Genomic DNA, 24,957 nt, shown 5'->3' with positions numbered 1-24,957 from the left:
CTATTCAACATGCAGAGGTAAATTCCTGCTACATTTTTTCAGGAGCGGCTACTCCCAGGATTTTCAACGACTGTTTAATTGTCGACTTTACAGCTGTTACAAGCGCTAGACGAGCAGCCTGCAACTCAGGTTCTACACCAATAATCCTGCATTGGTTATAGAAGGTATGGAACAAGCCTGCCAGCTCATGCGCATAGCGGGCAATGCGATGTGGTGCACGTTCACGGGCAGCACTTGTCACTTCTTCAGGCAGTATCGCCACTTTCTTGATCAGGTCAATCTCAGCCTGCTCAGTCAGCAGTGCTAAATCTACCTGATCCCAAGCACTAGGTATTGACAGCCCAACCTCAAGCACCTGCCGGAAAATACTCGAAATCCGGGCATGCGCGTATTGGATGTAATACACCGGATTATCGTTTGAACGGGATTTAGCTAAATCAAGATCAAAGTCAAGTTGGCTGTCAGTTGAACGCATGATGAAGAAAAAACGGGCTGCGTCCCGGCCGACTTCTTCAATCAGCTCGCTTAAGGTCACACCCTGACCTGTCCGTTTGGACATTTTGACGAGTTCACCATTTTGATACAAGCTGACCATTTGCAGGATAATTACCTCAAGGTTGTCGGGGTTATACCCCATAGCCGCAATGGACGCTCTAACCCGGCTGATATAGCCGTGGTGGTCAGCACCCCAGATATTAATAACCCGGTTGAAACCGCGGACAAATTTGTCGCGGTGATAGGCAATGTCAGCTGCAAGGTAAGTAGGTACGCCGTTATCACGGATGACCACTCTGTCCTTATCATCGCCATAAACTGTCGACTTGAGCCATAAGGCCCCGTCCTTTTCATACATAGTACCATTAGACTTTAACAGTTCACAGGTCGCAGCCACAGCCTGGCTTTGGTGGAGAGTACGTTCGCTAAACCAGACATCAAACGCAACGCCAAACTGCTCCAAATCCTCTCTGAGGCCGGCTAGCTTTTCAACGAGCGCCAGTTCTTTGAATTCGGCCAGGCGTTCGTCCGCAGGCAGAGCCAGGTACTTGTCGCCATGATGGTTAATAATTCTTTGCGCGGTATCAACAATATCACGTCCGTGATAGCCGTCTTCGGGGAATTGGGATGGCTTACCCAGAAGCTCGAGATACCTGGCGTTGACTGAGGCTGCCAGATTATCAATCTGGTTGCCGGCGTCGTTTATATAGAATTCAGCCTCAACATAGTAACCGGCTGCCCTTAATAGGTTGACCAGTGCACTGCCGACAGCCGCCCCCCGTCCATGACCCACATGTAAGGGTCCGGTAGGGTTAGCACTGACAAACTCCACCTGAACCCGCTGCCCTTGACCAGCATCAGTCTGGCCAAAATCATCACCGGCAGCCAATATTTGGACCAGTTCCTGATACAGCCAATCTGACTTTAAATAAAAATTAATAAAACCCGGGCCGGCAATCACAGCTTTTTCCAGCCAGGGTGCGTCCAGCCGCTCAACAATCGCCTGAGCAATGACACGCGGGTTAGTTTTCGCCGCCTTGGCTGACTGCATGGCAAAGTTGGTGGCATAGTCGCCAAACTCTTTTTGCGGCGGCACTTCGAGCACTATGTCAGGCAGCAGTTCAATGCTAAATATCCCTTCAGCCATTGCTTTGGCAGCTGCTTGTCCAATTGCGTCGGTTAACTGTTGTTTAATGTCCATTCTTCTTATCCCCCTGTACAACGACATTAAGCGTATTGGCACTTTGCCACTGTCCATCAATTTCAAGTTCGTATTTTATATGTACTCCGGTAACCCATTTGTTATCCTCGGTGCGGGTTACTGTGAGACTTGTCGTCCGCACACCCATTTGGATAGTACCATAGGGTGTAACATAGCTGGAAAGACAGCGTTCGCCAATACGAAACTCCTGCCGCTGGTCTACTTGCCCCATGCGGACCAGGATAACATGGTCTGTATATATTTTCAGCAGCGTAGTGGCGCCCTCCATGCCGCTAATTTCAGTCTCCTGATAGCTGATATAGTGGACACCGTTTTTTACTTGACTACGCCCATGAGTAAACAGCTCAATTGTATTTTCTTCACCATGAACGTCCCGCTGGGAGCCGGTCACAGTAATTAGTACATGGTCAATACCAGTATTGCCGTTTAGCGCCTTTATCAGACTCAATCCTTTCAAAGTACCTTAACTATAATATTATAGCGTAGTCGAAAGCTGCTGCCAATATTCTCTGCAAAAAAAACTTAAGAAAATGTAAAGCGAGATTGCTTCAGTATAATTCGCAATGACATGGGGAGCGGATGTACTCCTCCCTGGCCTTTACGAGCGATAGCGTGGCAATCTCACTTGTGGTTTAAAAAATCAATTATTTTTTTTTAAAAGACTGCACCAAGGTGGTAGTCGACGCTTGTACCGTTTCTACCATGTGGATGATTTCCTGCATGGCCCGGGCCTGCTCGGCAGAAACGGCAGCTGACTGGTTGATACCTTCGATGACACTTGTTATTGAGGCCTGAATCTCCCCAAGAATTTTATTAATATTTTCCGTAGCCTCAGCGCTTGATTGAGCCAGCTTCTGCATTTCCTGAGCGACCACAGCAAAGCCACGGCCATGAATGCCGGCGCGGGCGGCTTCAATCGAGGCATTAAGGCTTAAAAGCTTGGTCTGAGTGGCAATACTCCGGCTCATGTCGATAATTTTATTAGTTTCTTTGACTTTTTTTACTGTCTCATCGGAAATCTTGGCCACTCTGTCGGTGGTGGCTGCCATTTCCTCAGAGGAGGCCGACATTTCCTCAATAGCGGCGGCGGCCTGCTGGACGTTTTCAGATACTGTGCCTGCTACCTGCTGAACCCGGTTGGCATCAGCCTCGCCTTTGAGCCGCGAGCTAAATAGAGCAGTGACCACCTTGGCAATCGGCTGAGTATATTCCATTTTACCGGCAATGCCAAAGGTACCTACCCGTACACCTTCAACCGACACCGGGTAGTTCTGGCCTTCTTTCATACTGGGGTTTTTGGCAACATCTTCAGGACCGACAAAAACAGCATCAACCTCGCCACGAAGTATCCTTTGCGCACCGGTATGGGTTATCCCCAGCCGTGTTCCTGCTGAATCGCCAATAATCACGGCATTCTCATTACATACGATGGTATGGTAGCCAGTCTGGGCATAGACAAACCGGGTAATTTCATCGGCAATCTCTTGATTGATTTTGTATTCTGCCACGTGCGCCGCACCTCCAGTTATCCGCAAATCTAATTGCTAAAACTATTCAACACAGCCGGCAAAATACCCTTTCTTCTGGCGGGAAAATAAATCGCGCCGCCTGTCCGTGCGTACCAGACAGGCGGCGCTACCCCGGGAGGTAGCCGCCATACTACCCCGCGTAATTAATGTATGCAAAAACCGAATTAAAATTCACTATCTTATTTTATTTCCACAGTTTTTTAACTTCAGCACCAGGATAATAGTGTTTAATAATATCTTTGGCTTGTTTACCATCTTTGGCAAAGGTATAGGCACCCCATTGGCATAACCCGACACCATTACCCCAGCCTAGACCCTTGAATACAAAATTGCCGCCCTCATACGTCATTTCGGTGATTAGCGTCGATTTCAGCCGGTCATAGCCAACGGCGCGACGAAAGTCAGAACCGTACATTTTTTTGCTACCTGCACCGATGTAGAGAATACGGCCAGAAGGCCCTTTCTCCAGAATCCGGATATCTGCAGGGCTGCCATTATAGCCGATAGCCGCCGCCACCTGAGAGCCGGGGATTTTAACTGTCCAAGATTTTACATTCTCCGGAGCGTATTTGAAGCAGTTGTCAGTTACCGGCTGAAAATACGGTGTCGGATGAGCAATTTCTTTGGGAAAGCTTTCTTCTCTGGTCGCGCCAATCTGCCCATTGCAAGAACTATAGATTGAATTGACAAGACCACCCGCGTACAATAATATCTCACCACGCGTACTTGCTACGGCCTGGCGCACACTATCGTTGACTTTTTGCGGCGCATAGGCCTGAAGCTCTTCCTTGGATGTGCTAACATCGGCATTGTGCAGTCTCTTGATTGTCCCCGCCTCAATCGCGCTGATTGTCAGCGTCCGTGAAGCAATGGCCTGAGCAGCTAACGCTTCCATCGGCCAGTCAGGCTCCATCTCTTGCGCAATAACGCCCTCGATATACATTTCCAGTGCCATAGTGGTGATAGAGCCTTTATCAGCCATATACACCCTTACTTGCGGCTCATTAGGATACTTTGAGACATCGAAGGCCGGTACCCCTGGAATCGGCTGCGGCGCAGGTGCTGCCGGAGCCGGCGTTGGTGCTTGCTCAGTAGGTGCCGTCGGTGTCGGTGTTGGTGTTGGTTTTTGGGCGGGAGGCTTGAGTACTGTGTATGCTCCCGTCATGAATAGTAATAAAGCTCCTACAACTAGTGCGGTATTGAATGTTGATTTTTTCATGCGCTCCCACCTCATTGTTAGTATGCCAAAGCAGCTTTAGGGTTATGCGCCAGGCAGTGCCCACAAATCAACTGTAAGCTTGGAGCCTTCCTCATGGACAAAGGCTCTGGTTATCAGCCGCCAGCGCGTAGTATTGAGAAACCGGAGATCTTTATCCGTGTACGTTGTAGCATCTTTGCCTTGTGGCACATAGGCAACAGGCTGGGAATGGGGATGACGTTCAGTCACTTTTAGTTCAGCCGCTTGAGCAGCATTGTATAAGGTAGATGAGACTTGGCACATACCACCACCCAGTCCTTGCTCTTTCTCCCCATTATCACCAAATACAGCAGCACTCTGAAAACCACGGGCCGCAGTCGGCTCGCCTGTTATTTTATTAAAGGAAAACTCTTGTCCTGGATCAATTAAGGCATTGTTGATCAGCTTAGCTGTCAGCCGAATGTTGACCAGTCGACCGGGACTGTTGTCTAAAATAGGCGTAGTGTATGTGCTCAACCGGCGGGCGCGGGCCAAAGCCTCACGGGTTATATCAGGCAAAAAGGGCTGGTACACCGGAGTGACGCTGCTGCCAGCGCCAGCAGCTAACAGCTCGCTCATGGTTGCTGCAACATCAAGCCGCTGCCCTGGCCTTTCAGGCATCACCTCCCCTGTTACTGGATCAAACCCGGCGTTCACTGCCGGCACATCTTTGGCCTTGGCCAAATTTGTCAGCACATTTCCTGCTTCTTCAGCAGACATGCCGCCAACTGGCTGACCTGCGACAATGACACCCTCTGGAACCAACTTACTTTCCGGTTTGGGAGCCGGAGCATTCAGACCACAGCCAGTGCTCATGAACAGACCAACAGACATCAACGCAATGAAAAGTTTTTTTATTAGCTTTCACCTCCTGCAGGTAATGTGAATACCATGGAGTATCATGTTTGCGGGCAAGGGGGAAGTGCTATGCAGGCTTTTTACGATATTGCTGCTAAAGCCACAGGAATCACCTGCCATTCGGACAATGTAAGACCAGGCTCAATTTTTGTCGCTATCCGCGGGCGCAAAACAGACGGCAATGTTTTTGGTCTAACGGCTGCCGCCAAAGGCGCATTGGCCATTGTGACCGATTGCCCTGAGCACCTGCCACAAGTCGGCATTCCGGTCATAACCGTACCTGATGCCAGATTGGCACTGTCTGAGCTGGCAGCTGCTTTCTATGATCAGCCTTCACACAAACTGAATCTCATTGGGGTAACAGGTTCTAATGGCAAAACGACCATTGCCTGCATGCTTGAGCATATTTTTTGTCAAGCTGGCTTCAGGGCCGGCCTCATCGGCACGGTTCGCGTCAATACCGGGAAAAGTTCTTTTCCCAGTACCCTTACAACGCCAGATGCGGTTAGCGTTCAGCATTACCTGGCAGAAATGCGGCAGAATAAGGTAACACATGCCGCGATGGAGGTATCAGCGCAAGGTGTTGATATGCACCGTGTAGCCCATGTGCGCTTTTCGGCAGGACTCATAACAAACGTATGCGCCGACCATCTTGACTTTCATGGCAGCTTTGCCAGCTACCTGGAAGCCAAAACAAAGTTTTTGGGCTTGCTGAGTCCTGAAACACCACTAATTATTAATATTGCGGATCCTTACTGTAATAAGATGGCCACCCGTTTTGCCGGCCATCTCATTACAGTCGGCGTCAACAGCCAGGCAGACATCTCTGCCCGGGTAACTCAGAGTACAGCCTATAGCAGTACCTTTATGTTAGAAATAAACAATCCTGTGGTAGCAATTAGCGGCCAGCAACTGCCTCTAGGCAGGCATTATTTCAAGCTGCCCCTCCCCGGACGTCACAATGTTGAAAATGCAGTGCTTGCGGCAACTGCCGCACTTGTCCATGGGATTGCACCTGCAATGATTGCCCTCACGCTGGCCTCCTTTAAAGGTGTCGAGCGACGCATGGATGTTTTCCACACCTCAGGTCTTACCATTGTTGACGATACCGCCCTCAATCCTGGCAGCATTGACGCCGTCTTTGATACCATTGGGGCATTTCGTTATAACCGGCTATTTGTCGTTAATGCTATTCGCGGCCAACGCGGGCCGGCCATCAATGCAGCCAATGCTGCAGCCATTGCCAACCAGCAGCAGACACTGCCATTTGAGCTTATGATTACCGCAAGTACCGGTCACGTTAGTCACTCCGATGCCGTAACAGATGAGGAACGATTGGCTTTTTTATCCACCCTTGATACCCAAAAAATTAGTTATACCTACATGAGTACCTTGCCAGCCTCCATCAAAGCTGTTCTGGATAACGCTGGTCCCGGCGATCTTATTGTACTTATTGGTGCCCAGGGGATGGACGCCGGACGGCAAGTATTGATGGCCTTAGCAAAATCATCAGCACCTCAGCACCTCACTCACCTGCCTCTTTCAGCTGAGGCTCTTTGTTAACATACCCCGAGAACATGGCTTGCAGCTTAGCCGGCTCTTCAGTAAATACTAGAAACAAATGGAGCGGAATGGTCGCCAAAAAGAACATAGTAATCGTATAAAAAGTAATCCTGACTCCCATGAGCCCACCAAACGGTCTGGCAAGCCAGGGAGCATACTCGGGAAAGAAATACGGCAATGCCGCAAGACCTGCCAACAAGACAGCCAGGCCCCAGGAGGTAAACAATACCTTTTGTCCAGGGTTATAGCGTCCATAATTGGGGTGGTTTTCGGTGATAAACAACGCATACCGGAAAAAGCTGCGTAAATTGGGCAAGTCGCGTGGTGTAAACAGAATTTCCGTGTATTTTCCAGTGACAGCATAATAGTAGATCTGCCCAAAGAGGTTTAGCATAAGGATTATCCCGGCAATATTGTGTGTTTTGCGCACCAAGCCGTATGGCAGACTACCCCAGGGGTCATTCATATACAACCCAGTGATCACCAGATACATTACCGCAAAAAACATGATCCAGTGAAAAATACGAACAGGAAGCGGATGCAATAGTAGTTTCATAAAAATAAAATCCCCCAAATGGGGGATTTTAATGTACTCACAATTTAAGACTGACTTTAGGGATATTTTTTCCGTAAAAAATTTCAGCCATCTCTTTTTTAAGGCGCTGTTTAATTTTTTTCTTTTCACCGGCCATTAATTCTTTTTTGGCTGTCCCAAACAAGTAGTTATCCAGGTCAAATTCTTTCAGCAGCATCTTGGTGTGGAAGATGTTTTCTTGATACACATTAACGTCAATCATTTGGTACAGGTCACGATTATCACTGGAAATATAGTTTTGGATAGAGTTTATCTTATGGTCAATAAAAAACTTTTTCCCATTCACATCGCGGGTAAATCCCCGCACCCGGTAGTCAATAGCAGCGATGTCCGGGTGAAAGGTATTAATCAGAAAATTGAGTGCCTTGAGCGGCGAAATCTGGCCACAGGTTGAGATATCAATATCTGCCCGGAAAGTACTAATCCCCTCATCTGGATGGCTTTCAGGGTACGTATGGACAGTGATATGGCTCTTATCTAAATGGCAGACAACAGCCTCAGGCATTGGCTCATTCAGCTCGCACTCCCCGCAGTCCTCGCTATTTAGCAATTCCCCAGGCTGGTTCACCGGCTCCTCTGAAATCAACATGGTGACACTGGCCCCTTGCGGATCATAGTCCTGCTTGGCAATATTTAAGATATTAGCCCCAATCATATTTGCTACTTCTGTCAAAATATTAGTCAGCCGTTCGGCGCTATATTCCTCATCAATATACTCGATATAAGAATGACGGTGCTGCGGGGTTTTCGCGTAACAGATATCATACATGTTAAAACTGACTGTTTTGGTGAGATTATTAAATCCGTAGAGCTTTAACTTTTTAATTGATTTAATTTCCATCTTGCTTGTTCTTCTCCTCACAGATAAAATTGACTACAACCAAAAACGCCGCAGCGTACCATAGTATTTTTCGCCATATAAACGCAGATAGTTCTATAAAGTAACAAAAAATCCTTTAAAAATTATACCACACTAAGCCGGAAAATATAGGGTTGTTTTACGGAAAATTTTTGGACCTGTAGCTTAAAGCTACAGGTCTTGTTAACGTTCATCTTAGATAGTTTGCCCGGTAGTTGATTTACTATTTGAAAGTTACCACAAACTTTTCAACCATGTGTACTGGATAGTACGATTCTTTGGCTTTTCGCAGGCCTTCCAGACCCATATCTTCTTCGCGGTTGATATAGGTTAACTGCTGCCAAGCATTCTCACAAAACTTTTGATTAATGACCGGATAGACCCCACGGATATCGGGGTTAGCCTTTTCTACATGAATGACTGCCGTGTCGCTGTTAAGCGGCTCGCCAAAGGTAAATGCCTCTACTTTGCCACCAATCGTAATGAGGCCGCCTTTCAAATTAAGCTCAGTCCAATGGGTTAACACTTCAATAATTGCATCTCTTTCGCCCCGTAATGTCGGATCGTCATCACAACCCTTTTTCCTACACCACTCAAGCTGGTTTTCAATACAATGGGGAACCCACTCAGGCGTGAGCGCCATATACTGATGGTCGCTGTAGTTGCGCCGGAAACTGTTGATATGGTTTTTCTTGCTGTGATATTTTCTACCTTTTAATTCAATTAAATCCTTGCTATGATAAACATAATCATAATTATCACGGTCGCCGTTTAATTCAAACTGACCAGGCCGCCACTTTTCAAGAGCATCGACCATGAACTTTTCCATCCCCCGGATGATAAACGGCAGGTTTTGCTCCCTGAAATGCGCAGCCATTGCTTCCAATACAGGGTTCGCGCCTTCAGCAGGACCAATTGGCTGAAGAAAAAACTGCTGATTGCCATAACCAGCTTTGAACACCAAATAACCGTTTACTTCAGTCCATTTGATGGAATATATATTGCGCCACATAAATAAGTTGGTAAAGTTAAGATGAGCGTTTTCGTAACGGCGTTGCCTAAAATACTGATCAAATAAGGCTTTTTGCGCCAAGGTGATATCCTGGAAATTGATACTAAGACCCCCTAATTTTATCATACTTAAAGAAAGTACGGCTTGTGCCGAGCCTTTGGCGACAAAGGAAGCCGATGCTGCCCTTATCCAGACGGAAAGTTATACTTTCTTACAGGAGAGCAAAGCTTAACGCTCCGCTAAAGCATTTTGTGTAATACTCTCTATTATATGCCTCAGATTACTAACACGCAATAAGCTACGGAGGTGACTCTATGACCAAACGTGCCCCTGCTCTATTATATGGCGTTTGTCCCCATCTTAAAAGGCGTCATAACATTATTGCCGTTTACCGGGAAACTCGCATTCCAGGCGTGGCTGCTCCACACTACCAGGTTGAAGACATTGAATGCGACTATAGTGACGAATGTCCACTCGAAAAATGCCCACTAGCAGAAAATGCACCCAAGCACCCGCCTGGCATCGGCCTAGGCTAGGCAAAAGCAGGACGGTTCTCGACTTGCAGGCTATATGCAAATCAAAAACCGTCCTGCTTCTATTGTATTATACTTTTTGCACAAACTCCAGTCGCGCTCCGTCTGGCCCCTCAAATAGTCTAGCTACATCCAATTCTCTTTTGGCAGTGTATTAGTGGCATGTTTATTTCCTGCTGACTATATGTAAGAGCCGTTTGTAAGAAATCCATATTTTTACAAATTTCAATTCCCCATATCCCCATTGCTGATGTTTTTACAAGCCCCAGAGTGTCTCCAGAAGTATATTTCCCTTCATAAGCTGGTAACAGATGCTGTTTATCGTATTTTAGTAGTAATTCTCCATTTGGGGCGAACACATAGGCAGAGTTATAAAATCTTGCGTTATCCCGGTTATTTAAGCCAACGATCACGTGAATTTTATTTTGCCGAGCTGTTGTACTTAAATGCTGCAAAATATTGTACTGATCGTGCAGAGTTAAAACCTTTTCCGGTAACAGTATAACTTCTGCGCCTGATTGTGCAAGCAATTCAATATCTCGGGTATAACGCTGGATAGTGTCTGACACTTGCTGCTGGTCCTTATTTGTCACCACAGGAATATACTGCTCTAACGTTGTCGATACAGCAGCAATACCGATTTTCAAACTAGGACCCTGAGCCGGTATGTATAAGCGGCATACCCCAAATACCGGTAATCGAGGCAATCTGAATAACAGGTAAATTCGATGCTTGAGTGTATGCAAGACTAGCAACAGTGCCATTAGGAGAATAAAGCGATGTAATAAATTCATAAGCAGTAAAGCCGCTGGCAAAAACGAAATTTGCAGTCCACCACTTCCTTTTAATGGTAATATAGCGGAATATACAAAGCATCATTGTAAATGCCACAGCATTCACAAAAGTTTCAAATAAAAAAATTTCACTAGGAAGCACCGCCTGAGGATTAGAAGCGCCGATAAAATGTGTGATAAACCCAGCACACATAGTAAGAATTACTGATGTTTCCAATGCGTAAATACAAAGCGGCAACGGTGCCAACCATGCGAAAATCCAAAGCTCTGTAGACAAATAATAGGCTAGCGAACTAAGCACCACCGCAAAAATAAAGTTCAATAGATTACTATATTTGCCCATAACTCCACTGTTAAATCTATTTTTTATAGACATTTATCATGGTCCTTCCGCTCAAAGCGTGCCGAGCTTTTTTACAGGCTTCATACAAAATAACAGCCGTAACCTTAAACCTCATGATTAGTACATAATATATCCCAACGACAACGGCCAGGGACGTTGAACTAATAACAGAATACTTGAGAGGTATGCCAACAGGCCATTGAATTACCTGGAATCCGACGATCAGTATAATCGTCTGATGCAACATATAAAAAGGCATTACAGCTTCATTTAATCTGTTCAGCCAGGTGTTTCCAAAATTCAGGAATGCCTTGCCTGCCCCCAAAAAGATAGTCGGCCCTAACAAGACCTCCTTGTTTTTTACTTCCCAGTCTATAAGGTCAAAAAATCTAGTATTGTGGAAAATAAATACTACAATAATTCCCAGCACCCGCAGCCAATCAACATAATAACACAGGTCTGCCTGCCCACTGTTTACCGTCACCTTCGCCGCCATGGTTTTATCCCCCCCCACCTTTGACATGATTTCTCCGTTTTTTCCCAAACTACCGTATTTTTGCCTTTCCGGAGCTGACCTCCACTTTTACTAGCGGGCCTTCTCCCTCCCCGACGCTGCCCTTGAATGAGTTAGTGCTGTGTACCCGCTGTCCGGCCTGGGGCAACTCAATGTCTAGCTTCCCGGTGGATGCCGTTGCCTCCAATCGGAACGGAGTACGGGCATGACCAATTTTTATATCCGCAAAGCCGGAACTGCTCCTAATCAGTACATCGTCAAGAATCTCATCCATAGCTACATCAATATGTCCTGAACTGCTTGATATATCAAGCTTTCCCTTAACATTCTCAAACCGGGCGTGGCCGGCTGAAACCCGGCTGCTTATCTTTGCTGCCTGGCAGTCAATCATGTCGAAACTCCCGGAATCAGCAGTCAATGCTATCTCACTAGCCCGGCAGTTCTCCAGTTTAAATTGCCCGGAACTCATTCTGGCGGTCAGTATACCTGCCTCCAGGTTTTCCACCTGCACCCTTCCCGAACTGGCATTAATAACAATTGTTTCATACTCTGCCTGGGGCAGCAGCACTTCAAAGCGATTGTTCCTATGTTTGAATGGTATAAACAGATAATGATTGGCTTTTCGCCAGCTATCACCAATTTTTAGGTGCAACACATCCCCCTGGACCGCTTCGCTTATTAGCTCTTCCTGCCGCAAGCTTTCATCAGTCGTCCACCTCCATATCCTGACGGTAGGTCTGTCCACATCGGCTCGTACTATCCGGACATCACCAGAGGTAATTTTTAAGTCGATACTTTTAGCTCCGGCTGACTTGGCAACATACGTATCCGACAATTCTCTATAGCCTGCTGCATTATTATAATTCCACATGCCAAGTGCAAACAGTACGCCGTTTCCAGCTACACCAATCAAAAAAAGTAAAAATGCGCCAATGGCGACTTTCTTTAAAACCCCATCCATTCTTTATGACCCCCTTATGATCCGGATGTTGAACTGTAAATACTTTAAGAACACCTTACCTGCCCACCGGGTCACAAAAATCATGCCAATGCCAAGCAGAGAGCCGGCTCCTACGGTAACCATCGACGTAAATATCCAGGCCAGAATACCCGTCGGTTCAGAAGGCATTCCTGCTGCAACCAGCATCAGTACCGGCGAGGCTACCAGTACAACCGCAACAGCGTAAAAAGCAAAAAGCACCCCCATCACGCCGAATAGAGGTCCAATGACGAAAACCAGATTAATAAACCCCAGACTAACTGTAGCCAGCACAGCCCTTGCAATATTGTTCACCGAAACGTTTTCTGTCGCCTGTGCGACATGATAACCGGCCATTATTTCTTTGGCTATGGCCTGCGGTGAACCAAGCGAACTAGCAATTTCCGCCTCACTCTTTCCACTGGTCATCCCGTTTTGAAAATGTTCCTCATAGTCATATAGGATGTCTTTGCGTTCCACTTCCGGCATTTTTTCCAAAAGTTCTTCCAGCTTGCCCAAAAATTCCTGTTTCGTCATTCTTTCAACCCCTCCGCAATAATGCTGTCAACTCCCCGTGAAAACAATCGCCATTCTTTGACTATCTCCAATAGATACGCACGCCCCTTGGCTGTCAATCGATAGTACTTCCGCGGCGGCCCCTCTGTCGACTCTGTTAAATAGGTTTCAAAATACCCTTCCTGCGTCATCCGCCGCAGGAGCGGGTAAATCGTCCCCTCAGCAATCAGAAATTTTTCCGATATCTTGTTGGCCAACTCGTAGCCATAAGTATCATGTTCCGCTGCCAGAACAAGCACACACATTTCCAAGACGCCCTTTTTGAACTGGACATTAATAATTACCACCTCCCCGACGATTCATTTATCTATATAGTATCACTCACTATATGACATTGCAAGGTACTGAGTATAAATATATCCCCCTCCTGATACATGGAGGGGGATATGAGCTTCATGGCATTTTAAAATTATATGATTAACTATTATGGATTCGTTTTAGATACTGATTAAATTGAGGTACAGTAAAATCTACTTCCCCATATCCCGGTGCATAGATAAATCCTTTATAAATTAGTTGTCCTCTAACTGGTGAAATACTTTGCACACTGGTATTCATTTTACCAGCTATTTGAGCAATCGTACATGGCAATCCATCACACGCTACCATAGCATGCATAAATTCCTTTTCCTTTGGTGTCGCCCGATCGTAGCGAACCTTAAAAAAGCTATCATCCAGGCTTTTCTCAAAGGATGGATACGCTTCCCGTACTGATGTAATATCAATATTTTCATTTTTGATAAAGGCCCAAACCTGTTTTCCATATTCCTGTAGAAAATAGGGATATCCTTCTGTAATTCTTAAGATTTCGTCAATCGCCTCAGCGGTGAAGGTTACGCCTATTTTTTTGGCCGGTTCTACCAGGGCAAGCTTGGCTGCCTCTGGTTCTAAAGAGCCTATCGATATAAATCTAAACAATCTTTCCGCATAAGACTTAATATCCCCGGCAATCTTTGTCACTTTAGGTAACCCTGCCGCAAACAAGGTAACCGGCAGACCTTTTTGATTAACTCTATGTAACGCAGTAATCAATGCTTCAAATTCATTATCTTTTAAATATTGTATTTCATCGATAAATAAGCATACGGAACTTTCGCTATTTTTCGCAAGCGTACCCATCGACACAAACAATTCAGTCAAATCATTGGTAAAATTCCCGGTATCGGATACACCTACCGCTGCAACCACATCTTCTTGTAAACCGATACTTACCTCACCCTCTGGAGAATAAGTAATTTTAAAAGCTTTTAATACAGACATTGCTTTTTGTACATAACTCTTAGCTTTTTCCTTAACGCTCATTTGCTTGATTAATTTTTGGATATGTAACGAAATAGCAATTTTAAAAGAAGAACGCTCTGATACTTCAATATGCTCATATAAGACATTATTTTCTTCTGCAATATCTTCAATTTTGTTTAATAGTACCGTTTTTCCAACACCACGTAGACCATAGTAAACAATAGAACGAGTGGGATATCCATGAGCAACATAAGAAATAAATTCTTTTGCTTCTTCAATAGTGTCATCACGGCCAGCTAAATAATTTGGTACTAATCCGGCTCCAGGTGTATAGGGATTTATTATCATAAAATCACCCTCTTAAAACGATTATTACCGAGATTATACCCTTATATTCATCAATTATCAATATTTCCGTCAAAAAATCCTTATATCTTGATTTAGCATGGTGTCGCATTTCGCGTAATATTAACTGTATTCAAGCCAGGTAAAGAAAACGCAACGGAGCCGTCCCATTGCTTCTTGCACCAGTGCAAGGCTGAGGCCATTTTCGCCGTTAAAAAACTCGGCTAAGAATCCTAGTCTGATGGATTTTTTTTGTCAAGCAGGAAAAAACTATAAATTCAGGAAATATAATAGATAATAATAATCTGATTTGATTGAATTTACTTAGAATTTTTAGAAAGGGGGAAAAGAGATGTATACGATAGGCAACGTTACGCGAAACACGATAGCAATGGTTTTGGCGGGAGGTAAAGGGGAACGACTTAGCCCTGTTACGTTGAACAGACCCAAGCCCTGTGTTTCTTTTGGCGGAAAATACAAAATAATAGATTTTGTATTAAGCAACCTGTTTAATTCAGGTATTAAGAAAGTCTATATTTTAACGCAATACCGGGCTTATTCATTGAATAAACACATCAAGGAGTCATGGGCCAAATGGACCGGCCTTGGAGAATTCTATGACACCATTTCACCTGAGACAAGTAGTGCAAGTGAAGAATGGTTTAAGGGTACTGCCGATGCAATATTTCAATTCCTAAGATTTATTGAATCCGCAAATGCGGATTATGTGGCAATCTTCGGCGGCGATCATATTTACAAAATGGATATCAGCCAGATGATAAGCTATCACATCTTAAATAAAGCGGATATTACCTTGGCTGCTCTTGAAGTTCCAATTGAAGAAGCTAAGCGATTTGGAATTTTTTCTGTAGACGAAGATTTCAGAGTAACCGCATTTGCAGAAAAACCCCAAGAACCTGTAACAATTCCGGAAAGAGATACTTGTTTTGCCTCAATGGGCAATTACATTTTTTCCACAAGAAAGCTCATCGAGGTGCTGAAAGAAGGCAAGAAAAAACATGCCGACCTTGATTTCGGCAAACATATCATTCCAATGATGCTCGAAAGAGATGACCGAGTTTTTGCATATAATTTTATTGACAATTTAATTCCCGGGATGAGGCATGAAGAGAAAGGGTACTGGAAGGATGTAGGGACAATTGACTCATATTACGATGCTAATATGGATCTCGTCAATGTAGTTCCTCAACTGAATCTCTATAATTATAAATGGCCGATACTTACTAATCAGAGCAATCTCCCTCCTGCCAAAACTATTTTCGATGAAGAGGGCCGGCGCGGTCAAAGCCTCAACTCTCATCTGTGCGGCGGCTGCATAATCAGCGGCAGTACAGTACGAAGATCGATAATTGGACCTCGTTGTAAGGTTAACAGCTACAGTCTTGTTGAGGACTCAATTCTCTTTGATAACGTTGAAATAGGTAGACACGCAAAGATAAAAAAAGCAATAATAGACGAAAATATAAAAATTCCCGATGGGGCGGAAATAGGCTATAACCATGAAGAAGATCAACGTAAAGGCTATATCGTCACAGAGTCTGGAATTGTTGTAGTGACAAACTAGATCAGGAGGTGATTAATAATGTTATGTCATCATCATTCGCATCGCGACTGCTGTGGCGACTCACCATTATTAAAAGTCCTGGCTGTAGGTGCCGTAGTGTATGTTGGTTTAAAAGCTATGCATCACTGGCAAATCTATCACCGAGACTAAACCTCTTTAGGCCTGGGCTTATTGCCCAGGTTTTTATTTGTTTACTTAGTTTTGGTTAAAAGAAAAGAGCCTGGAGGCTCTTAGTATAGTTGCGTTACGATATCCGCCCTACCAATATTTTTAAGTTTCTCCTTAGCTTCCGTTACTGTTTGCCCAAGCTGAGTTACCTGTGTCGTACCAGCCTTAGTCAATACATACTCCCCATTGGAATCAATTATTTGTTCCAACATATCTCTACTCATCCAAATAACAGAATTCATATTTACCTCCACTCGTTTCTCTTATAATTAGCGTTAGTTGGTAAAATATTCAGGTTGTAGAATGTAAAAAAGAGCCCGAGGGCTCTTTTTTTATTTACTTTCCGCTGATTTTACTAGCTTTCAAGGCTTTTTGTAATACTTTAAACATACTACCATCGCTGGAACTTTACACTGGCGGCTTTGTCATACCTGGCCTTTCGCCAGAATTCTTGAGCAGCAACCTGGTTTGCGAACAACCCCAGAACGGCAGGCAATTACGCTTGCCCACGTTTGCAGGATTGTTTATGGCTTTCATAATTAGCCTCCTTCCCTTTCTCAGGTATTAAGGATTCATATTTAGGCTACGCTAGTTTAGGTGATTGATAGTGTTTTATATTCTACGGTTCATAATTGTATGGTCCATTTGGCTTATATTAGCTGATAGAAGACGTTGGAAAGAGATACTTCCCGTTTGTATTTTTGCGTCTTTTCTCGGAGTAGTGTCAGACATACTTGTTGAGCACTACCCATACTGGGAGTACCTCTGCGATGGCGTACCTCCTCTATTTCTAGAATTGGGCGACGAATTCGAGATATTTCCAGCAGCAACCTATCTGTTCATCCAGTGGCTCCCTAAACAGCAATCAATATGGAATATGCTTTTCTATTGGTTTCTGTGGACAACACTAGCAATTCTTATCGAGTACATCCACCTAATAACAGGACATATGGAACATTCATTTGGTTGGACTTTATGGCACTCCTATATAGCCGATTGGATTCTATTCTGGTTATTCTATGAATTTCATAAGGTTTTAGGCTTAAGGAAATTATCTTGTTAACTTCAGTCTAGCTGCTACCCCTCTTTTTCTCCTCATCCTCCAAGTCTAGACACGCATTCTCTTTCAATAACTGCTTCATCTACCGTTTAACTGTCATGAGATGGCGCCTCCTCATATCCGCATTTAAGTGATTGATCCCGCAAACAATAATTTGCTTACCCATCCAACTAAGAGTGGCGCAAGCTGCTCTTTTTTTGTTATTCCACCGACCCAATTTATTAGTGTCGGTTTCACGAAATAGCACTATCAGCCGAGCTAATCTGTTCACGACACCCCTCTAATTCTTCACCTTTCGAGCATCTTCCCTTCCACCCATATAAAAAAACAGGACCAATAATCACAGATTATCAGTCCCATTTTAATATTTTTCGGTTATTAAAATTTATAATTTACGCCCACACTAGTTCCTTTGGCCTTAAAACCTAAACCTTCATTCTCAAAATAACGATAGCCTAAATCAACTGTGGCATTATTGTTAAGATGATAATTCAGGCCGACTTTTCCGTCTTCTACATTGCTGGAACGAATATATGATGCATAGCCGTCTACATTGTTAGCAATAGCAGCCTTATAGGCAATACCGCCAAACATTTCATTAGTAGAAGCCGTAACAGCGGTATTATTATCAATGCCATTGATTTGAGAGCATCTTAGAGAGCAGCATCTTAGAGAGCAGCATCTTAGAGAGCAGCATCTTAGAGCATCTTAGGAGCATCTTAGGGTCAGGCTTGAGTTATATATTAAATTAACTTATTTTGCATTTATTTCTTGATTGTCCATTAACGCTTGCCAAATTCTTGTAATATTGGCTGGGTCCATCTGTAGCATTTTGGCTAACTGCGTCCTTGTCATTAGATTCCTATCTATCACTTCATATATCAGTCGTTTTCTGGCTGCTACCACCTGTCGTATCCGACACTTCCCTAACAGCATCTCTGGATTTACTTCTTCCTCTACAGTAATGTTCTCTATTAACTGTTCCCATGTTAGCTCCGTCCGTCTTTTTTCCTTTTCTTCTTTTAGGAAAACTTTTTGATCTTCTTTACCTTGTACGCTCTCATTGTTATATTCCGGCTTGTTAACAGCAACCCCTACTAAATCCAGATATTTCTCTACTGCCTTAATAGGATTAGAGCTCAATGTATCCAATATAAATTCTACATTTACTAACCCCCGTGCCCTTTTTACATAGGATGGATGGCTGCTCCATCTATAGTTGACTCCCTCCAATATGTTTGCTCGTACTGGATTCTGATGAATATAGCATATAAGAGTCATTACATAGCTCTCTTTCTCACATAACAAGGCCTTGTAGCGTTGTTCAAATACATGTCCGCTATGTTTGTGCTGCCAATTATAATACTGCGTATATCTCTGTTGGATACCTTGCATGATTTTTGCCAATGGATCCTTCCCTATTTGGATGAGTAAGTGGACATGATTGTCCATAATTACATAGGCGTACAATTGAAAGCTATATCGTTTTTTATAGTCTGATAAGATCTCTAGGTATTTACCTTTTTCTTCATCTGTTTCAAATACACGGGACCTATTATTTCCCCTGGCTATTACGTGATAAATTGCACCTTCATAGTGTACCCTTGGTTTTCTTGCCATCCTTCTCACCTACCAAATCTTACTTGATTTCAAGCTTAGCAGGTCTTCTATTATAAGTCAATTTTTATAACTCAAGCCTGACCCCAACAGTCCTCCGTAAAACAACAATACGAGCGCCGCCTCCCTCCTGTGGTAAAAAGAAGTGACATCTATATTACCAGGAGGTCTGCTAGACACCACTTTGCTGCCATTTATTATTCACCTATGAGTTAGGTGTCACTACAGGACACTCTGAGAAAACAATAGAGGTCAGCGTTATGTCCGTTGACCTCTATTGCTATACGGAACCTTTTTCATTTTCGACAGTTTCTCTGTTCAGGTTGACTACAAACTGTCCCCTGACTCGGTGCAAGCTTTGCTCGATCACTTAAGACACTTCTATACCGTATTGAAGTTCATGGATGAACCATTTAAGTCTTTCTTCATCCATCTTTCTTCCCCCATGCTTTCTAACAAATTCCCTGATCATATCCCAATCTTCTTGTTGCTCTATTAGGCTTAGTTCTGTATAAAGTTGTTTCCGATACTTTGTATTCTCACCCGAATTAAACTCTTTTATAATTAGCGTCAACTCATCGTAGTTAGCACTTACATTAAAGTAGCACTCTAGAAAGTACTTAAAAGTGCCAAGTCTCGCATTCAATAGACTACCACCTCTCATTTAATAACTGGAAAGCCCGTTAAAACTCTGAATCCTAGCTCTTGACTCGCATCTCGTACCAATACAACTCTGGAGATGCCCAGATCATAAATCACATGCTTGCTATCTTGGAGAACGCCTTTCCCTACTGGGAAACTGTTAGATACATCGAATATTGCCCTTCCTGTATCGGATTCATTCAACCACTTGGCAATATCGTCTGCGTTTTTGCGCAAATTCTCTTGTATTGCCTTTGTTGCTGTGCTCTTGTCAGTGAATGAAGTAGCTGCTTCAACATCCTCCTGAATCGCTCTTTTAATAAGTTCCTCGTTTGTCTGGGCGACATGCCTTTCTAAAGTATGTCCGCCAGCAGCCTCCATCTGGTCAAGAATATCATTACCCACCTTACGAATTGTGTCAGCTTTACTCGCTACCTTTAAAGCCGCAATCTCAGTGAATATTTTACCAGTTACCGTTTTGATTCCGCTAGTAAATCCTTCTACGGCTTCACGTGCATCCTGCAAACTCTCTACTTCTTGCTGTAGTAAAGCGTAATAATTAGGATCATCTTGGGATTTGCCCATCATCTTTAAGGTTTCTGAAGCCGTCTGCACGTCTCTAACGAATTGCTCTTGCTGTTGCTGGTTCTTAAATGCATTTATCCTGTTACCTAGTTCTTTAAGTAGATCAGGGGAAGACTTCCCGCTATCTACTAAATTTTGGTTACCATTGGCTACTGAATTATTTAGATCACCAGTTAATTGGTCATATTGTTGCTGATTTTCTTCCTTCTCGTCTTGTAATTGTCTTTGGCTAAGTTCATGATCGGGATCAAGTGAATTATTCCTAGTTCCACTTACCGCAGTAGATGCGCCGGTTTGGGCATCACCTCCGACCACCTTCGATGCTGTCGCTCCTATGATAGCACTAGCCCACTGCCGTACCGCAGGATCATTAAGCTTAGACAATTCTCCTTGAATAGCTTCATTCAATGCAGCACCAGTCGCCCCAGAAGCAAAACTACTACCACCTAGACTAGCCATCAACCCTCCAGCAACTATATTAAGAGCAACTTTAGCAGAGCCGCCTTCACTCCATTTACTGGTGAGAGCATCCGCCTCCATCTTTAAATTTGTACCTTCTTGATATAGCTGCTTGGCTAGTTCAATATTACCCGCTTTTAAGGCATCTTGAGCAGCAGAAAGTTTCTCTGTTGATTCAGAATACTTACTTTTCGCTTCTTTTTGAAACGAAGCAGCCAAATCTCCAATTGCCTTAAAGGCTTCTTCGCCAAATACTTTAGCTAATTCCTGTTTTTCTTGAACTGTTTTCTTATCGAATATCTTACCCAAAGCATTAACTGCGCCCGATGGGTCACGGTTGATTCCACTTAGATCCTGATTAGGATTGCTCCTAACTTCAATCGTTCCTGGTGAAATTGCAGATTGCGTTGTACTTGAGGCATCTCCACTTGCAGATACTCCAATATTGGGAGTTAGTCCTTTGTCTTTATCAGTAACAGCTTTCCCATTGGCATCTTTACCTGCTGCGTAGCCAACTCCAACGCTATTTGCTTGATACTTAGCTCTGTTCTCTAGATTCGAGAAGGTTATGGTGCCGGTTTTTAAAGCATTCTTTACTGCTGGAGCCTCGCTGCTAATGACCGCCCCCTGCAGATCAGTATTCTTCTCCACCGTGATATCAAAACCATCTTTACCTGCGTAGATACCTGCCTGATCAATGACGCTGCTGTATTCAGAGTTCGTTTTACCTCTGTTGGCAGAACCATGGGTGCCGCTAATTTTATCGGTTCCAAAACCAAAGCCCGCACTCTGATTCTTCGATGTGAAGATATCGCTGTCCTGCTGACTGACAATATTTAGATTGCCACCGATATCGGCCACAACTTTTTCGCCTTTGACCTGGGAGCCAATAATATTGGTATCGTTACCAGACTTTAGTGTCGCGGTGCCGCTAGCATTGATTACACTTTCAGTATTGGTACTGATTGTTACATTTTCCTTACCCTTGCTAGAGTTGGCACTACCGGTGAATCCGCCAAAAGAACCCGCCAAGCCGAAAGAAGCTCCTATAGAGGAAGAAGAGGAATTGGTTTTGCTGTTGCTCTGTTCTTTGTTTTGAGCTGACTCGATGTTGATGTCTTTTGCTGCATCAAGAGTGACATCGGTGGCATTGACGCTCGTCGCCTTAAGGCTCACATTGCCTTCGGTGGCTTTGATGGTGACATCGCCGCCTGCGGTAATGTTGGACGTATTTACGGTCTCAACATGGGTATTTTGCTCGACAGTCATTTTACTACTGCCAAGGCTGACGTTGATGGACAGGCCATCTTTGAAATTACCTTCCAGTTGATCCCCGAGTTTCTTTAGGTCCTGTTGTGCCTTGAAACCGTAGAGGGCTTTGAGGCGTTCATCCTCAACCTCACCCGCCCGGCCTACATTTCCCACGAGGCTCGTTCCGGCATCTATAACCCCGCCACCTAATGAAACGCTGAGTCCACTTTGTTTAAATTCGTATTTGTACTGACTATCATAGGTATTGATTGTGTTATCAATGGTGACATCTCTGCCGGTGATGTTGATGTCTTTACCACTGGCAAAAGTGCTGCCTGCGCTGTTTACTTTGTTACCTGCCGTGACTGAGACATTGCCTGCAATTGATCCTATGGTGCTGCCGATTTCACCTTTGACTTTCTCATTCAGCGTTGTCGTTTCCGTCTGCTTACCGATCGTGAAGCCGAGGCCACCACCGCTGAATAAACCTGATTTTTTCACACGTTTGTAGTGTTCATCTTGTCCGGTTTCCTGGGCAGAAGTAATGTTCACGTTATTATCGGCATGAAGCGTAACATCGTTTGTGGCAACAACGTTACTTCCTTTAACGGTAAGGTCTTTACCTGAACTGATATCTACTGAGTCGCCCGAAATGGTGCTTCCTTTAACCTCATTGACTAAAGAATAGTCGAGTTTGTCTGTTGTTTTTGATGACAAGAATCCACTTTTTTTCTTATGAGTTTGAACGAGTGATTCATGTTTTTCCTTTATTTCTTGGATTTTCACATCCTTATCCGCTGTGATAATAATTGCACCACTATCGCTATAAATATTGCTACCTGCAATAGTGATATTTCCACCATTGGTATTTGCCGTGTTGTTACTGGCATTAACTGCTGCAATAATTACGTTACTGCCACCTTGCAGGGTACTGCCAATAACGGTTTCATCATCAGTGTGAGTCTTCTTCCAGTTCTTGCGTGTACCTACCTTGTCATCTAGTATCTCTTCGTCCTTGACTGCAGTTAAATTAATATTACCGGCTATGGATTTAAGAGTAAGATCTTTGCCAGCATCAACCTGGGCGCCACTCAGATTGATATCCTCTTTTGCGATCATAGCTAGGTTACCATCGGCCTTGATGCTGCTGGTAATATTATTTGTGGTTTCTAGGTGATAATCTCCTGCGGTAGCTTTATGATCAGTAGCTACTGCTCCTACTTCCAGGTTGCGGCCAGCATTGAGGGCGATATTTTGTCCGGACGAAACCTGCCCACCGATAATGGATATATCCCGGCCGGCTGCGACGCTTAAACTACCCTGCGCACTAATTGTCGCAGTTTGCCCCGCTATTGTTCTTGAATCATTTCCGTATAATTTATTTCCGGTTTTTGCTTCATAGGTCACAGTCTCATTTTTAATATCGCGACCAGCTACGAGTCCAATTTGTCCACCTGTAATAGTCCCATTCTGGTTGACTATATCTTCTTCTGCCGTAATCTGAATATTTTTAGCCTTAATCACAGCACCACTTGGCTGCAAATCGCCATCTTGTAAATGTGAAAGGTAGACTACTGGAACAAGCACCTTTTGGCCTTGCACCTCTTGTTCGACCATCCACACCATATCGGAAGTGAGCTGCGCCATTTGTTCAGCTGTCAATGCCACTCCCACCTGCAAGTTGAACTGCTTAGCATAACTCACGCCACTATCCATCAAAGCTTTATATTCTTCATCATTAGAGGAATAACCGTTGAGGAATTGTTGGCCTGTCAACTCGCTAATCTGATTGCGAATCAGTTTTTGCTGGTAAAAGGCGTCACCGATTAGCTTCATAGTTTTTGATGGATCTAACCCCAAGTGTTGCAGCATATAGTCGCTTGAAACGAAATTTTGATAATTAGCAAATCGTGGATCAGTCACTACCAAATAGTGGCTTTTCGGTTCTGTATGGATGGTATAAAGCCCATTGGAGGGCAAAGTGATGTTCATACTGTTACTGTTCATGACTCCAGAAACAGTGCTGCTTTGTCCTGATTGACCTACCGATACCTGGTTACCTGACGTACCACTAAGTGTGACGGTAGTACCTCCAGGTTGTCCTAGGGTTGTATTACCTTGTAAAGTGGTATTTCCTGATGCACTTTGAATTTCCGATACTTTCGATTGTTGCGTAGATTGTAAATTTGAAAAGTTTCCCCCATTGCCAATTTGGTTAACTGTCGAATCTAACCCCATTTGTTGCAATATATTGTTATTTCCGCTACCTACGCCCGTCACTGAGCTGCTTTGCCCAGATTGTCCTATCGATGTCTGGTTATTTACTGGTGTATTACCAGGGTTTATTGTAGTACCACCATTTTGAGCCAGTGTTGAGTTGCCTTGTAAAGTGGTATTTCCTAGGACAGTTTGGATTTTCGGCACATTGGATTGTTGCGTAGATTGTAAAGTAGAAAAATTGCCCCCAGTAACGTTCGTGGGATTCTTAGTAATGTTGTTTACACTGGGTGCATGGATGATTACTGCTTGTCCGCCACCAAAAAGAGCGGTGGAACTTGGTAGTTGTTCGTAGATTGTTTCGTCATGGAAGCGAAGGATTGCATCAACGTACTTACGGTTTTCCTCAGTATCGCTTTCATCATAGTAATAGAGTCTACCGTAAAAACTGGACCTGTAAATTGCTGTATCTGCCAAGTGACGAGTACTTGCCCTCACCCGTCCCTGTGAGATATTATTAATCACTCCACTAGCATCAAGTATACCGGAGGCAACTACCGTACTATTATTATTGTTCACGGTACCGGCTCGCAGAAATATATTTCCACTAGCTGCTATTTTCCCCTCTGGAGAATCCTGGATGAAATTAGTTTCTGTAACGGTTTGCCCTATCATCC

The 24,957-nt window shown here is 44.1% G+C and carries 27 protein-coding genes; 5 read left to right on the top strand and 22 right to left on the bottom strand.

What is annotated here, in order from left to right:
• Positions 1–28: 28 nt before the first annotated feature.
• The 6 genes from argS to B9A22_RS18905 form a co-directional block, all read right to left on the bottom strand.
• Entirely contained in the window at positions 29–1,696 is a 1,668-nt protein-coding gene (argS, locus tag B9A22_RS18925; RefSeq protein ID WP_084577504.1) for an arginine--tRNA ligase, read from the bottom strand.
• Entirely contained in the window at positions 1,686–2,174 is a 489-nt protein-coding gene (locus tag B9A22_RS18920; protein ID WP_245824058.1) for a YwiB family protein, read from the bottom strand. The genes argS and B9A22_RS18920 overlap by 11 nt, the downstream gene beginning before the upstream one ends.
• Positions 2,175–2,361: 187 nt before the next feature.
• Positions 2,362–3,225 carry a methyl-accepting chemotaxis protein gene (locus tag B9A22_RS18915; RefSeq protein ID WP_084577503.1) on the bottom strand — a complete coding sequence of 288 codons (864 nt, stop codon included), beginning with the start codon at positions 3,223–3,225 and terminating at the stop codon, positions 2,362–2,364.
• Between the two features lie 42 nt (positions 3,226–3,267).
• Complete coding sequence (locus tag B9A22_RS26385) at positions 3,268–3,402, bottom strand: hypothetical protein (RefSeq protein ID WP_281252411.1); 135 nt, start codon at positions 3,400–3,402, stop codon at positions 3,268–3,270.
• A gap of 28 nt (positions 3,403–3,430) precedes the next feature.
• Positions 3,431–4,465 (bottom strand): SpoIID/LytB domain-containing protein, encoded by a 1,035-nt coding sequence (locus tag B9A22_RS18910; protein ID WP_084577502.1) that lies wholly within the window; start codon positions 4,463–4,465, stop codon positions 3,431–3,433.
• Between the two features lie 42 nt (positions 4,466–4,507).
• Positions 4,508–5,317, bottom strand: coding sequence for a VanW family protein (locus B9A22_RS18905; protein ID WP_084577501.1), 810 nt, complete (start codon positions 5,315–5,317; stop codon positions 4,508–4,510).
• 93 nt (positions 5,318–5,410) lie between these two features.
• On the opposite strand from B9A22_RS18905, the gene B9A22_RS18900 reads away from it, so the two are divergent.
• Positions 5,411–6,904 (top strand): Mur ligase family protein, encoded by a 1,494-nt coding sequence (locus tag B9A22_RS18900; RefSeq protein WP_176215601.1) that lies wholly within the window; start codon positions 5,411–5,413, stop codon positions 6,902–6,904.
• Here the strand turns inward: B9A22_RS18900 and B9A22_RS18895 are convergent.
• From B9A22_RS18895 to B9A22_RS18885, 3 genes are all read right to left on the bottom strand, one after another.
• Positions 6,867–7,460 carry a cytochrome b/b6 domain-containing protein gene (locus B9A22_RS18895; protein WP_084577499.1) on the bottom strand — a complete coding sequence of 198 codons (594 nt, stop codon included), beginning with the start codon at positions 7,458–7,460 and terminating at the stop codon, positions 6,867–6,869. The genes B9A22_RS18900 and B9A22_RS18895 overlap by 38 nt on opposite strands.
• Positions 7,461–7,497: 37 nt before the next feature.
• Positions 7,498–8,340 (bottom strand): adenosylmethionine decarboxylase, encoded by an 843-nt coding sequence (gene speD / locus B9A22_RS18890; protein WP_084577498.1) that lies wholly within the window; start codon positions 8,338–8,340, stop codon positions 7,498–7,500.
• Between the two features lie 241 nt (positions 8,341–8,581).
• The gene (locus B9A22_RS18885) at positions 8,582–9,496 is read right to left on the bottom strand and encodes a DUF2156 domain-containing protein (RefSeq protein WP_084577497.1); all 915 of its coding nucleotides are present in this window, start codon (positions 9,494–9,496) and stop codon (positions 8,582–8,584) included.
• Positions 9,497–9,684: 188 nt separating this feature from the next.
• On the opposite strand from B9A22_RS18885, the gene B9A22_RS18880 reads away from it, so the two are divergent.
• Positions 9,685–9,906 carry a hypothetical protein gene (locus B9A22_RS18880; protein ID WP_084577496.1) on the top strand — a complete coding sequence of 74 codons (222 nt, stop codon included), beginning with the start codon at positions 9,685–9,687 and terminating at the stop codon, positions 9,904–9,906.
• 119 nt (positions 9,907–10,025) lie between these two features.
• Here B9A22_RS18880 and B9A22_RS18875 read toward each other — a convergent pair whose 3' ends face one another.
• From B9A22_RS18875 to B9A22_RS18850, 7 genes are all read right to left on the bottom strand, one after another.
• Entirely contained in the window at positions 10,026–10,550 is a 525-nt protein-coding gene (locus tag B9A22_RS18875; RefSeq protein ID WP_176215600.1) for a carbon-nitrogen hydrolase family protein, read from the bottom strand.
• 1 nt (position 10,551) lies between these two features.
• A complete protein-coding gene (locus B9A22_RS25580) occupies positions 10,552–11,073 on the bottom strand; it encodes a hypothetical protein (RefSeq protein WP_176215599.1) in 522 nt (173 codons plus the stop codon).
• Positions 11,057–11,536: a hypothetical protein gene (locus tag B9A22_RS18870; RefSeq protein WP_139796305.1), complete on the bottom strand. Its 480-nt coding sequence runs from the start codon at positions 11,534–11,536 to the stop codon at positions 11,057–11,059. Before B9A22_RS18870 ends, B9A22_RS25580 begins: the two co-directional genes overlap by 17 nt.
• A 49-nt stretch (positions 11,537–11,585) precedes the next feature.
• Positions 11,586–12,515: a DUF4097 family beta strand repeat-containing protein gene (locus tag B9A22_RS18865; RefSeq protein WP_084577493.1), complete on the bottom strand. Its 930-nt coding sequence runs from the start codon at positions 12,513–12,515 to the stop codon at positions 11,586–11,588.
• 3 nt (positions 12,516–12,518) lie between these two features.
• Entirely contained in the window at positions 12,519–13,070 is a 552-nt protein-coding gene (locus tag B9A22_RS18860; RefSeq protein WP_084577492.1) for an HAAS signaling domain-containing protein, read from the bottom strand.
• Complete coding sequence (locus tag B9A22_RS18855) at positions 13,067–13,396, bottom strand: PadR family transcriptional regulator (protein WP_217805995.1); 330 nt, start codon at positions 13,394–13,396, stop codon at positions 13,067–13,069. Before B9A22_RS18855 ends, B9A22_RS18860 begins: the two co-directional genes overlap by 4 nt.
• Positions 13,397–13,526: 130 nt before the next feature.
• The gene (locus tag B9A22_RS18850; protein ID WP_084577491.1) at positions 13,527–14,699 is read right to left on the bottom strand and encodes an ATP-binding protein; all 1,173 of its coding nucleotides are present in this window, start codon (positions 14,697–14,699) and stop codon (positions 13,527–13,529) included.
• Between the two features lie 349 nt (positions 14,700–15,048).
• On the opposite strand from B9A22_RS18850, the gene glgC reads away from it, so the two are divergent.
• Both glgC and B9A22_RS26380 read left to right on the top strand, forming a co-directional pair.
• The gene (glgC, locus tag B9A22_RS18845) at positions 15,049–16,281 is read left to right on the top strand and encodes a glucose-1-phosphate adenylyltransferase (protein ID WP_084577490.1); all 1,233 of its coding nucleotides are present in this window, start codon (positions 15,049–15,051) and stop codon (positions 16,279–16,281) included.
• An 18-nt stretch (positions 16,282–16,299) separates the two neighbouring features.
• A complete protein-coding gene (locus B9A22_RS26380) occupies positions 16,300–16,431 on the top strand; it encodes a hypothetical protein (RefSeq protein WP_281252410.1) in 132 nt (43 codons plus the stop codon).
• A gap of 80 nt (positions 16,432–16,511) precedes the next feature.
• On the opposite strand, the gene B9A22_RS18840 is transcribed toward B9A22_RS26380, so the two are convergent.
• Together B9A22_RS18840 and B9A22_RS26375 are read right to left on the bottom strand one after the other, a co-directional pair.
• Positions 16,512–16,691, bottom strand: a complete 180-nt coding sequence (locus B9A22_RS18840) for a hypothetical protein (RefSeq protein ID WP_084577489.1) — start codon at positions 16,689–16,691, stop codon at positions 16,512–16,514.
• Between the two features lie 166 nt (positions 16,692–16,857).
• A complete protein-coding gene (locus tag B9A22_RS26375; protein ID WP_281252409.1) occupies positions 16,858–16,986 on the bottom strand; it encodes a hypothetical protein in 129 nt (42 codons plus the stop codon).
• Positions 16,987–17,056: 70 nt separating this feature from the next.
• Here B9A22_RS26375 and B9A22_RS26370 point away from each other — a divergent pair, with 70 nt between their 5' ends.
• Entirely contained in the window at positions 17,057–17,512 is a 456-nt protein-coding gene (locus tag B9A22_RS26370; RefSeq protein ID WP_281252408.1) for a CBO0543 family protein, read from the top strand.
• A 375-nt stretch (positions 17,513–17,887) separates the two neighbouring features.
• Here B9A22_RS26370 and B9A22_RS18830 read toward each other — a convergent pair whose 3' ends face one another.
• The 4 genes from B9A22_RS18830 to B9A22_RS18815 all read right to left on the bottom strand — a co-directional run bounded on the left by B9A22_RS18830 (position 17,888) and on the right by B9A22_RS18815 (position 24,859).
• Positions 17,888–18,103: a hypothetical protein gene (locus B9A22_RS18830; protein WP_084577488.1), complete on the bottom strand. Its 216-nt coding sequence runs from the start codon at positions 18,101–18,103 to the stop codon at positions 17,888–17,890.
• Positions 18,104–18,262: 159 nt separating this feature from the next.
• Positions 18,263–19,129, bottom strand: coding sequence for a transposase (locus tag B9A22_RS18825; protein WP_084577487.1), 867 nt, complete (start codon positions 19,127–19,129; stop codon positions 18,263–18,265).
• Positions 19,130–19,496: 367 nt separating this feature from the next.
• Positions 19,497–19,772: a hypothetical protein gene (locus tag B9A22_RS18820; RefSeq protein ID WP_217805994.1), complete on the bottom strand. Its 276-nt coding sequence runs from the start codon at positions 19,770–19,772 to the stop codon at positions 19,497–19,499.
• 14 nt (positions 19,773–19,786) lie between these two features.
• Positions 19,787–24,859 (bottom strand): hemagglutinin repeat-containing protein, encoded by a 5,073-nt coding sequence (locus B9A22_RS18815; protein WP_217805993.1) that lies wholly within the window; start codon positions 24,857–24,859, stop codon positions 19,787–19,789.
• Between the last annotated feature and the right edge of the window lie 98 nt (positions 24,860–24,957).

The sequence above is a fragment of the Sporomusa malonica genome (assembly GCF_900176355.1).
GTDB lineage: Bacteria > Bacillota > Negativicutes > Sporomusales > Sporomusaceae > Sporomusa > Sporomusa malonica.
This window is presented reverse-complemented; position numbering and strand designations above follow the sequence as displayed.